This window comes from Lentzea miocenica (genome assembly GCF_033949945.1).
In the GTDB taxonomy this organism is placed as follows: Bacteria; Actinomycetota; Actinomycetes; order Mycobacteriales; family Pseudonocardiaceae; genus Lentzea; species Lentzea miocenica.
Map to the genome: position 1 here is coordinate 13,339 of NZ_JAXAVW010000002.1, position 12,877 is coordinate 26,215.

General features: G+C 70.8%; 12 protein-coding genes. 3 read left to right on the plus strand and 9 right to left on the minus strand.

Features of this window, described 5'->3' with window-relative positions:
• Positions 1-38 precede the first annotated feature (38 nt).
• A complete protein-coding gene (locus SK803_RS02455) occupies positions 39-2,936 on the plus strand; it encodes an ATP-binding protein (RefSeq protein WP_319964060.1) in 2,898 nt (965 codons plus the stop codon).
• Here the strand turns inward: SK803_RS02455 and SK803_RS02460 are convergent.
• From SK803_RS02460 to SK803_RS02490, 7 genes are all read right to left on the minus strand, one after another.
• Positions 2,913-3,779 carry an SDR family NAD(P)-dependent oxidoreductase gene (locus SK803_RS02460; protein WP_319964061.1) on the minus strand — a complete coding sequence of 289 codons (867 nt, stop codon included), beginning with the start codon at positions 3,777-3,779 and terminating at the stop codon, positions 2,913-2,915. The genes SK803_RS02455 and SK803_RS02460 overlap by 24 nt on opposite strands.
• Positions 3,776-4,348 carry a TetR/AcrR family transcriptional regulator gene (locus tag SK803_RS02465; protein ID WP_319964062.1) on the minus strand — a complete coding sequence of 191 codons (573 nt, stop codon included), beginning with the start codon at positions 4,346-4,348 and terminating at the stop codon, positions 3,776-3,778. Before SK803_RS02465 ends, SK803_RS02460 begins: the two co-directional genes overlap by 4 nt.
• A 47-nt stretch (positions 4,349-4,395) precedes the next feature.
• The gene (locus SK803_RS02470; RefSeq protein ID WP_319964063.1) at positions 4,396-5,070 is read right to left on the minus strand and encodes a response regulator transcription factor; all 675 of its coding nucleotides are present in this window, start codon (positions 5,068-5,070) and stop codon (positions 4,396-4,398) included.
• Positions 5,067-6,290 (minus strand): ATP-binding protein, encoded by a 1,224-nt coding sequence (locus SK803_RS02475; protein WP_319964064.1) that lies wholly within the window; start codon positions 6,288-6,290, stop codon positions 5,067-5,069. The genes SK803_RS02470 and SK803_RS02475 overlap by 4 nt, the downstream gene beginning before the upstream one ends.
• The gene (locus SK803_RS02480; protein ID WP_319964065.1) at positions 6,287-7,405 is read right to left on the minus strand and encodes a glycosyltransferase 87 family protein; all 1,119 of its coding nucleotides are present in this window, start codon (positions 7,403-7,405) and stop codon (positions 6,287-6,289) included. Before SK803_RS02480 ends, SK803_RS02475 begins: the two co-directional genes overlap by 4 nt.
• A 306-nt stretch (positions 7,406-7,711) precedes the next feature.
• Positions 7,712-8,323, minus strand: coding sequence for a TetR/AcrR family transcriptional regulator (locus SK803_RS02485; RefSeq protein ID WP_319964066.1), 612 nt, complete (start codon positions 8,321-8,323; stop codon positions 7,712-7,714).
• A gap of 5 nt (positions 8,324-8,328) precedes the next feature.
• On the minus strand, positions 8,329-9,570 hold the full coding sequence (locus SK803_RS02490) for an MFS transporter (protein ID WP_319964067.1): 1,242 nt from the start codon (positions 9,568-9,570) through the stop codon (positions 8,329-8,331).
• 61 nt (positions 9,571-9,631) lie between these two features.
• Between SK803_RS02490 and SK803_RS02495 the strand changes: the two genes are divergently transcribed.
• Complete coding sequence (locus tag SK803_RS02495) at positions 9,632-10,414, plus strand: SDR family oxidoreductase (protein WP_319964068.1); 783 nt, start codon at positions 9,632-9,634, stop codon at positions 10,412-10,414.
• Position 10,415: 1 nt separating this feature from the next.
• Here SK803_RS02495 and SK803_RS02500 read toward each other — a convergent pair whose 3' ends face one another.
• Both SK803_RS02500 and SK803_RS02505 read right to left on the minus strand, forming a co-directional pair.
• Positions 10,416-11,564 (minus strand): NAD(P)/FAD-dependent oxidoreductase, encoded by a 1,149-nt coding sequence (locus tag SK803_RS02500; RefSeq protein ID WP_319964069.1) that lies wholly within the window; start codon positions 11,562-11,564, stop codon positions 10,416-10,418.
• On the minus strand, positions 11,561-11,878 hold the full coding sequence (locus SK803_RS02505; RefSeq protein WP_319964070.1) for a bifunctional 3-phenylpropionate/cinnamic acid dioxygenase ferredoxin subunit: 318 nt from the start codon (positions 11,876-11,878) through the stop codon (positions 11,561-11,563). The genes SK803_RS02500 and SK803_RS02505 overlap by 4 nt, the downstream gene beginning before the upstream one ends.
• Positions 11,879-12,011: 133 nt before the next feature.
• On the opposite strand from SK803_RS02505, the gene SK803_RS02510 reads away from it, so the two are divergent.
• Positions 12,012-12,794: an IclR family transcriptional regulator gene (locus tag SK803_RS02510; protein WP_319964071.1), complete on the plus strand. Its 783-nt coding sequence runs from the start codon at positions 12,012-12,014 to the stop codon at positions 12,792-12,794.
• The last annotated feature ends 83 nt before the right edge of the window (positions 12,795-12,877 follow it).

Genomic DNA, 12,877 nt, shown 5'->3' on the forward strand with positions numbered 1-12,877 from the left:
ACGTAGGGATACCCGTCTTTCACCTAACATCGGTGCGGATGAGCCGGACACCGAAGTCCAGGGCGCGGCGCTGCGACCCCAGCGGACTGATGCGCACCAGCTCGCCGGTGCTGGTGGGGCGAGGTGACCAGCTCGGCGCGCTGCGCACCGCCGTGCCGAGCCAGCCCGCGGTGGTCATGATCGAGGGCGAGGCGGGCGTCGGGAAGTCACGCCTGGTGCGCGAACTCCTGGACGCGGATCTCGGCCCGATCGCCGTCCTCATCGGCCACTGCCAGCCGGTGGGGGAGCCGTTCCCGTACGGCGCGGTGCTCGAGGCGCTGCGCGACTGCACGGATCGCCTGGCACGCAACCACTCGCGGCTCAGCCCGGTGTCGGGCGTGCTCGGTTCACTGTTGCCGGAACTCGCCGAACACCTGCCCGCGCCACCTCCACCGACCGGCGATCCGCGCGCCGACCGGCATCGGCTGTTCCGGGCGATGCGCGAGCTGATCGGCGTGCTCGGACCGGTGCTGCTGGTCGTCGAGGACCTGCACTGGGCCGACGACGGATCCCGGCAGCTGCTGCGGTTCCTGATGGGCGATCCGCCGGCCAATCTGTCCATCGTGGTCACGTACCGGCGCGAGGACGTGCCGGGCGGGGTCCCGCTGGGATCGGCGTACCGGCCGCCCACCGGGATCACCAGCGCGTTGCTCGAACTCGAACCGCTCGACGTCGCCGAGGTGCGGGCGCTGACCTCGGCCATCCTCGACGGCGAGACCGTGTCCGCGGAGTTCGCCGCCAAACTGCACGAACGCACGGCGGGCATCCCGTTCGTGGTCGAGGAAACGTTGCGGGCGTTGCGAAATCCCGCCGGCGCCGTGCACGCGGACGGCGCCACGGCTCGCCGGCTGCTCGACAACGTGGACGTTCCGGTGCTGCTGCGCGACGCCATCGCCGAGCGCCTCGCCGCGCTGCCCGCCGCCGCCACCCGGCTGGTCCAGGCCGCTGCCGTGCTCGGCGCGCCCGCGTCGGCCGAACTGCTCGGCGAGGTGGCCGAGATCAGTGAGAGCCGCGCTGCCCTGACGCACGCGCTGACGGGCCACGTTCTGCACGAGGTCGACGCACGGCGGTACGGCTTCCGGCACGCGCTGGCGCAGCAGGCCGTCTACGACACGTTGAGCGGACCGGACCGCCAGGAGCTGCACCACCGTGCGGTCGAGGTGCTCGACCAGGTAGAACCGCGTCCGCTGGTCCAGCTCGCCGAGCACAGCGAACGCGCCGGGCGCACGTCGGCGTGGCTGCACTACGGCGAGGCCGCCGCGGACAGGGCCGTCGAGAACGGCGACGCGGGCACCGCCACCGCTCTGCTGCAACGGCTGCTGCTCGACCCGGCCGTGCCCGCGGCCGACGTCGACCGGCTCGCGATCAAGCTCGGCCAGATCGCTCACCAGGGCCTCGACCAGCTGGATCCGACCGAGACGCTGGAGCGCCTGCTGTCCGACCGGCGCCTGTCGACGGCCGCCCGCGGCCAGGTGCGGCACTATCGCGGCGTGCTGCTGATCCGACAGGCAGGCGGCATCGAGGAGGCCCGTGCCGAGTTGGAACGGGCCGTCGCCGACCTGGCCGAACGACCGGACCTGGCCGCGCGGGGTGCCGCCGTGCTGGGACTGTCCTACCTTGGCATGACCCCGATGAGCGAGGTCCAGCCGTGGCTTGACCGGGTCGAGCGCGACCGCGCGGCGTCCGGCGACCGCGAGCTGCGGATGTCGTTGTACGCCAACCAGGTCGGCTCACGGATGCACCTCGGCGACCCAGAGGTTCTGTCCACCCTGGACTTCTCGCCCGCGTCCACGCCAGGCGAACTGCGCCAGCTGGCCCGTGCCCACTGCAACCTCGCCGACGCGCTCACCACGACCGGCCACTTCGACCTGTGCGCCGACCTGCTGCGCAACGGCCTTCGGTTCGCCGCGGAGTGCGGCGCACCGTTCGTCGCGAGCACGGCCCACGCGACGAGAGCCCGCCTGGACTGGCTGACCGGCGACTGGGACGGCCTGGCTGAGCGGGCGGAGAACCTGCTCGACGAGTACCGCGACCTGTTTCCGCTGGCCAGTGAGCTGTGCCTGATCCTGGGCTCGCTGGCGACGGCGCGGGGGGAGTGGGCGGAGGCGACCAGCTACCTCACCGAGACCGGCGCGTTCGCCCCCGAGGAGTCGATCACGCCGGTCGCCATCGCGGGCTGCGCGGCGCTCGCGAGGACGATGCTCGCGCAGGACGAGATCACCCGCGCCTGCGTCGACGTCGACCGCGGCCTGGCGATCGTGCGCACGAAGGGCGTGTGGGTGTGGGCGACCGAACTCGGCCCGGTCGCCGTGGCCACGTTCCTCGCGGCCGGGCGCGAGACCGACGCCGAGACGCTGATCGAGGAGATCGCCGCCGGGATCGAGGGCAGGGACGCCCCGATGGCGTTCGCCGCCCTGGCCTGGTGCCGCGGCCTGCTCGCGGAGGCACGCGGTCAGCTCGACGACGCCGTGTCGCTCTTCCGCGAGGCCGCTGACCGGTACACGGCGCTGCCCGCGCCCTACTGCACCGCGCTGGTCGCCGAACGCGAGGCCGCCTGCCTGCTGCCGTCCGACCAGGAGAAGGCGGCCGAGATCCTGTCGTCGCTGGTCGACACGTTCGACGGCCTGGGCGCCACCCGTGACGCGGCCCGGTGCCGGCACCAGCTGCGCGGCATCGGCGGTGGCAAGCCGTCGCGACGGGGCAGGCGCGGGTACGGCGACGAGCTGTCGCCCCGCGAGCAGGAGGTCGCCCGGCTGCTGGTCGCCGGGCACACCAACCGGAAGATCGCGGACGTGCTTTTCCTGTCGCCGCGCACCGTCGAGCAGCACGCGGCGCGGGTGTTGCGGAAGCTCGGGGTGTCGTCGCGGGCGGAGCTACAGGCTGAGGACCTCGCCTAGGTCGAGACCGGTCAGCTCGCAGCTCTTCTCCCACAGCACCGCGGCGGTTTCGGGGTCGGTCATGTGCGCGTGCGGCTTCTCGAGATGAGGCTTGCCGCGCAGGCCGAACTGGCGCGGGCCCCAGAGCTGCCCGCCCTCGACCTGGGGATCGAGCACCGCGTGCACCGCCGGCCGGGCGCCGGAGTCCTTGCCGTGCAAGAGAAGTCCGGCGATCCGGGTGGATGAGGGACGGGTGTGGACGCCCGGCCGTGAGGGGGTCAGGGAGTCCAGGGCGCCGCCGGGGTGGACGACGACGCTCATGGCGTTGCTGCGGACGGCGCGCAGGCGGCGGTCCAGTTCGAAGCCGAAGCTCATCTGGGCCAGCTTGGAGCGTCCGTAGGTCCGCTTCGGGTCGTAGTCGCGGGTGGACTGCAGGTCGTCGAGGTCGAGACGCTCGGAACGGGTCGCGAAACTGCCGACGGTGATGAACCGGGCGGTTGTGAGCAGCGGGGCGAGCCAGTAGGCGAGCGCGAAGTGCCCCAGGTGGTTGGTGGCGAACATCAATTCGTGGCCGTCGGCGCTCGTGCGCCGGACCGGTTCGTCCAGCGCGATGCCCGCGTTGAACACGACCGCGTCCAGGGGGTCCTGACCGTCCACTGAGGACTTCAGCGACGACAGGTCTCGGAGGTCCAACGGCATGTGGCGGACGACGGCGCCGGGGATTCTGGCCCGGATCGAAGCGGCGGCCGCGTCCGCCTTGGCCTGGGAACGGCTGCCGAGCACGACGGTCGCTCCTGCTTCGGCGAGTTGTTCGGCGGTGAAGTAGCCGATGCCCGCGTTGCCGCCGGTCACGAGGACGTTCACAGCCCTGGCCATCCTTGCTTGAGGTGGGAGAACGCTGCGGCGAGGGCCGCGTTGCGGTCGGGCCTGGCCGCGGCGAGGTCGGGTGTCTCGAGGACGTAGCGGGCCAGCACGTGCAGTGAGTCGTCCGGCTCCGCGAGTCCGGCGGCCTCGGCGAGCAGCGCGGCGAGGGTGTCCTGGCAGACGACCCAGACCGTGCGGGCGTAGGCCCACAGCGCCGGGGTGCTCATCACCAGGTCCATGCGGCGCCGGTACTCCTCGGGCAGGTCCTCCCGGAACGGCGCCCGGCCGGCGAAGAACGCGTGCAGGGCGTCGAGCGGAGAGGTGCCTTCCGGGCGTTCGCGGACCGCGAGCGTCAGGGATGCCTCGCGCTCGCCGCTGTCGTCGAGGATCAGTGCTTCCTTGCCGGCCGGGAAGTGCGCGAACAGCGTCGCGATCGCGGTGTCGGCGGCCTCGGCGATCTCCTTCACCGTCACGTTGTCGTAGCCGCGTTCGAGGAAGAGCGTCAGCGCCGCGTCGGCCAGCGCCTGGCGGGTCGCGGCCTTCTTGCGGTCGCGTCGTCCTGCTGTCATGTCTCCACGATAGTCAGAACGGTTCTGAAACTGAAATCGTTCTGGTTTTACTCGCCGGGAACCACGATGCCCATCTCGTAGGCGGCGACGATCGCCTGCGCCCGGTCCCGCACCCCGAGCTTGGCGAACACCCGGCTGACGTGGGTCTTCGCGGTCTGCTCGACGATCACCAGCGCGGCCGCGATCTCGCTGTTCGACATGCCGCGGGCAACCAGCCGCAACACCTTCAACTCCTGCGCGGTCAGCCGGCCCGCGCGTTCCGGCTTGACCGTCTCCGGCCTGCGCGCGGCGAACTCCGCGACCAGCCGGCGCGTCACGGCGGGTGCGAACAGGGCGTTGCCGGCCGCGATCACCCGCACGGCGTTGACCAGGTCCTCCAGCGGCGCGTCCTTGAGCAGGAACCCGCTGGCGCCGACCCGCAGGGCGCCGTAGACGTACTCGTCGACGTCGAACGTGGTGAGCATGAGGACCCGCACGGTGTCGGCGAGGTCAGGATTGCCGAGGATCTGCTTGGTGGCTTCCAGGCCGTCCATGATCGGCATGCGGACGTCCATCAGCACGACGTCCGGCCGGTCGCGGATGGCCGCGTGCACGGCCTCCACGCCGTTGCTCGCCTCGCCCACGACCGTGATGTCGGGCTGTGCGGCGAGCACGGCGCGAAAACTCTGTCTGACCATCGTCTGGTCGTCGACGATCAGCACCGTCGTGTCCACCCCGGTCATCCCTCGTTCCCGTTCAGCGGCAGAGCGACCGCCACCACGAATCCACCCCGTTCACCCGGCCCCGCGCGGAACGTGCCGTGCAGGGTCGCCACCCGCTCCCGCATCCCCAGCAGGCCGTGCTTGGTCCGGTCGTCCGGTGGCGGAGGAGGTTCCGCGGCCTCGCCGTTGTCCACCGCCAGCCGCAGCTCTGCCGAGTCCGCCGCGATCCGGACGTCCACAGTGGACCCGGGAGCGTGCCGGACGGCGTTGCTCAGTGCCTCCTGGACGATCCGGTACGCGGACAGCGCCACCCCGCTCGGCACGCGCTGCACGTTCCCCTCGATCTGCAACGACACCGCGACTCCCGCGCCCCGCAACCGGTCCACCAGCTCGGCGATCTCCTCGACGCGCGGTTGCGGCGCTGTCTCCACACGTCCGTCCTCGTTGCGCAGCACACCGAGCAGCCGGCGCATCTCCGACAGTCCTTCGCGGGCGGTGTCCTGCATCTCCGTGAACTCGGTGAGCAGTTCCGGTGGCAGATCGGCGAACCGGTAGCGGGCGCTTCCCGCGCGCAGGGCGAGCACGGACATGTGGTGTGCCACGACGTCGTGCAGCTCGCGGGCGATGACCGCGCGTTCCGCCAGGGTGGCGGCCCGCGCCTCTTCGGTCTGCCGGCGCTGATGTTCTTCGTTGCGCTCGGTCTCGGCGATGCGCCGCAACTGCATGGCGTTGCCGACCACCAGCACACCGGTGACGAAGGCGCTCACCAGGAAGACGTCCCGGTAGTCGTACAGGTGCAGCCACACCACGACCATCGTGTAGATGAACACCCACACCAGCACGACCTGGCGGTAGCTCTGGGCGACGACGAGCAGCACCGCCGCGGCCCCGACCACCATGCCGGGTGTCCACGGCCAGCCCCACTCGCGGGCGAGCCCCTGGAGAACCAGTGGCGGCAGCACCATCAGCACCGCCATCAACCGCCACGCCCACAACGGATGCGCGAGGGTCAGCAGCACCGCCGCCACGGTGAGCCCGGTCAACCACCACCCCGGAATCGACGGCTGGTCGAGCCTCAGGTCGGGCGGGGCGACGACGCTCAGGAACACGGCCCACAACGCCACGCCGTAGGTCAGCACCAGCCGGATGCGCCGCCATTCCGGTGACACCGGCGTCCGCACGAGGCGATCCGCGGAGAAGAGCGTGGACGCACCGGTGGCGAAGAACTGCCGCGCCTTCATCCGCTCCACCGCCCCCACAGCGCCCCCGCATCGGTTCGCGCTGAACGTACATCACCCTCTGATCGACCGCGTGCCCACCAGATCGCGCCTCCGGCGAGCGCTGCCACGACGTAGAGGTTGTCCAGCAAGGCGTTGCCGGACGGGATGAACAGCGACCACCACGTGAAGACGACCCACACCAGCAGGACCCCCGGTTTGCGGACCAGCAACGCCACCAGCGGCACCACCCACACCCAGTGGTGCGACCACGAGATCGGGCTGACCAGCAGCCCGCAGAACGCGGTGATCAGCGCAGCGGCGAGGTGCTCACCGCGCAGGTACGTCCGGCGCGCCAGGATCGCCGCGACGACCACGCAGCACACGCTGAGCACGGCGACCAGGACCGGTGCCCAGGCCGCGCCGCCGGTGAGCCGTTGCACCGCACCGGAGAAGGACTGGTTGAAGATGTAGCCGTTGCCCGTGGCGTTGTTGCCGCCGATCATCGCCGATCCCCAGTACCGGATCGAGTCGCCGGGCAGCAGCAGGAACCCGAGCAGGTGCAGGCCGCAGAACGTCGCGATCGCCCGTCCCGCTTCCTTGACCCGACCGGTGACCAGCAGGTGGAGCACGAAGATCAGCGGCGTCAGCTTGATCGCGGCGGCGACTCCGATGAGCACGCCGGAGCACCTGTTGGCGCGCAGGAGGTCGAACACGACCATCGCCATCAGCACGACGTTGATCTGCCCGAACCCGATCGTCCGCCACACCGGTTCGAGGCTGAACGCCAGGGCGAGCAGGAGCAGGGAGGGCATCCGCCCGGTGCTCCAGCGCAGCACGGCGCCGACCCCGAGGGCGGTACCGGCGGCGAACACCGCCCACACGAGCTGGATCGGCAGCAGCGCCAGCGGCAGGAACAGGACGGCCGCGATGGGCGGGTAGGTGAACGGCAGGTCCACCCACCAGTCCGGCGTCGCGGTCAGGTGCCCGTACAACGCCTCGCCGTTGAGCACCGCCAGCGCCCCGGAACGGTAGACCGCGCTGTCCATGCCGAGATGCAGACCGCCGAGCCACCCCACCAGTCCGAAGAGGAGGAACGCACCGGCGACAACCGCTGGGACAGAACGGATTTTGAGCACACCGCAACGCTAGGAAAACGGCGTGCGCAAATCGTCGTACCGAGGCGCTCACTGCGTGCGCTACCTGCGTAGCCGAGAACGCCTTGTACTACTCAGGTATCACTTCACGGTTTTCATCGGGAACTGCGAGTTCGTGCGCGCCACTCCGGGCAGCCGGGTCAGCGCGTTCGGCGTCGAGTCCTTCCGCGCGGCCAACGAGCGCACGCTGGCTCTAGCTCAACGGCTTGCTCGCGGTATCGAGGAGACCCCGGGCCTCACGCTGATCGCGCCCGTCACGTTGGACCGGTGCTGGTGCCGCCTGCGGGATCAGGTGCGCCACACGTCGGCGAGGTTCCTGTCGAACATCGTCGCCACGGACTGAAGTGCCGCGTCGAGGTCCACGTCGGCGGGATCGACCAGTGCCTGAAGGTGGATGCCCAGGAGCGCGCCGTTGAGCGCGACGGCCGCGGCGCGCTCCTGCTCGGCCGCGGTGGCGGGATCCACGTCGGCCGGACGTCGTAGCCGCAGCAGGGTCTCGATGCCCTCGCGCCGCCGGGCGAAGAACTCCCGGTACTGCTCGTGCACCACGCCGCGGTTGCCCAGCGCCTCGACCAGGATCATGAACACCAGCGCGGAGTTGCCGCTGCGCAGGAGTTCCGCGGTCTCCCCGAACACCTCGGCGAGCGACGGCACCGACTCGTAGCGCTCGGCGGGCCAGATCCGTTCGACCACGCGCTCGACGACGGCCATCACGAGGCCGTTCTTGTTCTTGAAGTGCCAGGGGATCGAGCCGCGGCTGATGCCGGACCGCTTCGCGATGTCCACAAAGGACGTGCGGTCGAACCCGCGCTCGGCGAAGAGTTCCTCGGCGGCGTCCAGGATGCGACGGCGGCTCTCGTCACCGATCTCGTCGATCCGGCGTGGCGCAGGGGAGTTCACGGCGATCATCGTACGACTCGGGCGATGTCGTGAAGCACGTGACGCGCAGCGAGGACCAGGACCAGACCCGCGAGCACGGACGCCACCGGAGCGGTGACGGCGACGGCGGCCCGGACGCCCCAGATCGACTCCGCGACACCGGTGACCACCGCCCCGCCCAGCCCGCCTACCAGCGCCAGGTAGACGCCGACCAGCGCGAACGCCGTGGCGCGAATCTCCTGTGGCGTCACCGATGCCACGACCAGGCTCAACGGCACGATGCCCGCGAACGTCATTCCTTGCGTGACCATCCCGATGACGACATAAGTGGTGACGTCCGGTGCATACGCCTGCGCCGCGAACCCGATGCCCAGCAACGTGAGTGCCACGGCCGCCAGGTAGATGCACGCCTTGGGGCTGCGGCGGAACAGCCGATCGCTCAGCGCCCCGCCGAGAACCGCGCCGGCGAGCCCGCCCGCCGCGCAGATCGACGTGATCATGCCTCTGGCCGCCACGCCCTGGCCGAGGTGTTCTTCGAGGACGACGTTGAGGTAGATCGGCACCGTCGTCACGCACATGCCGAACGTGCCCAGCGCGACCATCACCAGCACGAACGTCCGAATCTTCGTGAGCCTCCCGAACGCGCCGCGCGGTGTGGTCGTCGACGTCTCCCGTGGTGGTTCGGGCAGGCGGAGTGCGGCGAGGCCCAGCAGAACCGCCGGCACCGCGAGGAACGCGAACGCCCACCGCCACGGTTCGTGCTCCTCGGGAATCACCGTCGCGAACGCCGCCGCGAGCAGCGGGCCGGTCACGATGCCCAGTGGCTGCCCGCCGCGGTGCAGCCCGAGCACCCGCCCGCGCCCGGCCGGGGGATAGGCGTCGACCAGCAGCGATGCCTGGATCGGACCTTCGTTGGCCTTGCCGATGCCCGCGACGACCCGGACCGCGACCGCCTGCCAGAGGTGCTGGACCAGGCCGAGGAACCCGGCCGCCGCTGCCCAGACGAGGGTGGCGACGCCCGCGATCGACGTGCGGCGGCGCCGGTCTCCCAGCAGGCCGAGCGGGAGCGCGGCGAGGGCCACCATCACCCCGGCCAACGCGCCGACGATGCCGATCGCCGCCGTGCTGATGCCCAGCGACGCGCGGATCTCCGGCGCGAAGACCACGAACATCACGTTGTCGACGCTGTCCAGCACCTGCAGGCCCACCAGTACGCCGAGCGTCGCCCGGCCGCCGGTGGACAGCACCTTGCCGAGGGTCATCTCCATGCTGAGCAGGCTACTGTGTTGGCTAGCACAGTGTCATCAGGTCAACATAGAGGTGGGCTGAATGAGGGAGTGGACGGGCGTGGTCGCCTTCATCACGGGTGGCGCGAGAGGCATCGGCCTGGGCATCGCGCGTGCGCTGGGCAGACGCGGCGTGCGCCTCGCGCTGGCCGACATCGACGCGGAGGCGTTGGCCGGAGCCGCGCAGGAGCTGTCGCGGGTGACGGCGGTGGAGATCTATCGGCTGGACGTGCGGGACCGCGCCGGATTCGCCGCGGCGGCGCAAGAGGCCGAGGAAGCGCTGGGGCACGTCGACCTGCTGTTCAACAACGCCGGGATCGTGCCGCACGCCGCGGTCGAGGAGTTGAGCTACGACAAGTGGGACCTGGCACTCGCGGTCAACCTCACCGGGGTGATCAACGGCGTCCAGACGTTCCTGCCGCGCATGATCGAGCGCCGCAGGGGTTACGTCGTGAACACCGCCTCGGCCGCCGGGCTCGTGAGCGACCCGAACCTGCTCTACGCGACGGCGAAGTTCGCGGTGGTCGGCTTGTCGGAGTCGTTGCGCCTCAACGTGGCCGAGCACGGCATCGACGTGAGCGTGCTGTGCCCCGGTCCCGTCGACACGGACATCGTCGCGAACACCCGGCTGTTGGAGGAGAGCGTCGCGTTGCGGGATGAACTGGTGCCGGCCGTCGCGACGTTTCTCAAGAGCGGGCCGAGCATCGACGCGGTCGGTGAGATGGTGGTGGCGGGGATGGAGGCGCGTCAGCCGTGGATCTTCACGGGCGACGAGGTGCGGCCGCACCTGGCGAAGCGGATGGCCGCACTTCTGGATGCCCTGTGAGTCACGCCGGAGTGAGCTGGCGGCGCATGCGGCCGAACAGCTTGGCGTTGTTCATCGCGAGGAGCCCGACGGGCCGGCCGGCGCGGCGGAACTCGGCCACGAACCTGCGGTCGTCCGGCGAGCCGTCGATCACCGCGACCTCGTCCGCGCCGGTCGTCTCGCCAGCCAGCTGCAGGCGGACACCGTACTGGTCGGACCAGACGTAACCGGACGGGCGGTAGGTCTCGATCGTCGTGCCCGCCAACAGGTTGCGGACGGCGACGGTGGCTTGTTCTGAGGCGTTCGTCCAGTGCTCGTGCCGGACGTGCCGGCCGGACGGGGTGCGGTAGCGGGCGACATCGCCGACGGCGACCACGGACGGGATCGACGTGACGCAGCCGGTGTCGCACAGCACGCCGTTGTCGAGCGCGAGACCAGATCCGTGCAGCCAGCCGGTCTCGGGTTCCACGCCGATGCCCGCCACCACGACGTCGGCGGGCAGGTGGGTGCCGTCGTGCAGCACGACTCCGGTCACGCGGGTGCCGTTGTCCACAAAGGACGCGACGCCGACGCCGAGACGCAGATCGACGCCGTGGTCGGCGTGCAGGTCCGCGCAGAGCGAGCCCAGTGTCGGCCCGAGTGCGCGTTCCATCGGGATCGGGGCGGCTTCGACGACGGTCACTTCGAGGCCGAGCGAGCGGCAGGTCGACGCGACCTCGGCGCCGATCCAGCCCGCGCCGACGACGACGATTCGGGCGCCGGGCCGGAGATCCGCGCGAAGTGCGACGGCGTCGTCGAGGGTGCGCAACGTGTGCACGCCCGCCAGGTTCGAGGTGCCGGGGAGCGTGCGGGGCCGGCCGCCGGTGGCGATCACCAGGCCGTCCGCGCGCACCGTCTCGCCAGTCGACAGGTGGACCGAAGCCGTCTCAGCGTCGACGCGGTCGGCGCGAATCCCCAGTCGCCACTCGGCGTCGAAGTCGTCGTCGGAGAGGGTGAGGTCCGCGGCGGGAAGGGTGCCCGCGAGGAAGGCCTTGGACAGCGGCGGCCGGTCGTAGGGCGCGTGCGGCTCTTCGCCGATCACCACGATGCGGCCGTCGAAGCCCTGCCTGCGCAGCTCCTCCACGGAACGCAGGCCGGCCAGCGACGCGCCGACCACGGCGACCGTCTTCACGCGACGGCCTCGCGGCTTCCCGTGTCGACGTAGATCACGCCGTCCCGCACCACGACCGGGTAGGTGCGCACGGCCTTCTTGGCGGGCAGGCACGTCGGGACGCCGGTGCGGAGGTCGAAGCTCGCGGCGTGCAGCGGGCATTCGACGAGGCAGCCTTCGAGCCAGCCCTCGGACAGCGAGGCGTCCTGGTGGCTGCAGGTGTCGTCGATGGCGTAGAACTCGCCGTCCGCGTTGAAGACGGCAATGGCGACCTCGCCGGAGATGCGCGTGGATTCGCCGATGGGCAGGTCGTCCACGGCGCAGGCGGTGATCATCTCTAACCCCTCCGTTGCGTATTACGGAACACGATGTGCGATACGCAACAGCAGAATGGCTCAGGATCCCTGAGCGAGTCAAGACGCGTTTTGGCTGATCAAGGTGGTTGCTCCAATCGGATACCGTTGCGTCATGAGCAACAACGGGGAGGCGCGCGACCCGGCGCTGGTGCAATCGGTCGATCGGGCGGTGGCCGTTCTGGAGCTGCTGGCCCGCAACGGGGAAGCGGGGATCACCGAGATCGCCGCCGAGCTCGGGGTGCACAAGTCCTCCGCGTCCAGACTCGTTTACACACTTCAGGCCCGCGAACTCGTGGAGCAGGACGGCGAGCGCGGCCCGTTCCGGATCGGCATCGGCATGCTCCGCTTCGCCGGCGCGGTCACCGGTCAGCTCGACTACGTCCGGGTGGGCGGCCCGGTCTGCACCGCGCTCGCGGAACGGCTGGGCGAGACTGTCAACATCGCGGTCCTCGACAACGACGTCGCGCTCAACGTGAGCCAGGCATGGGGGAGTTCCGCGGTCGCGGCGCAGAACTGGGTCGGCCAGCGCACGCCGTTGCACGCGACGTCGAGCGGCAAGGTCCTGCTGGCCGCCGCACCGCCGGCGGAGCAGGATCGCCTGCTGTCCGGCGAACTGGAGTCCTGTGCCCCGCGCACGATCACCGACCCCGTCCGGCTGCGGACCGTGCTGCGGCGCACCGCCGAGGACGGGTTCGCGACCTGCATGGAGGAGCTGGAGGCGGGACTGCACGCGGTCGCCGTCCCGGTGTTCGGGTCGCAGGGGGACGTCGTCGCGGCGATCAGCGCCGCCGGTCCGGCCTACCGGCTCTCGCAGAAGCGCATGCCCGCGATCGTCGAGGAGCTGCGGGTGGCGTCGCGCGACCTGTCCGTCCGAATGGGGCATCCCGTGCTGTGAAAGACTTTCACGAACAACGAGCCCCCGGCCTGCGCCGGGGGCTCGTTGCCGTTCCGGGTGCCTCCGTCCGTGCGACGGGGTCT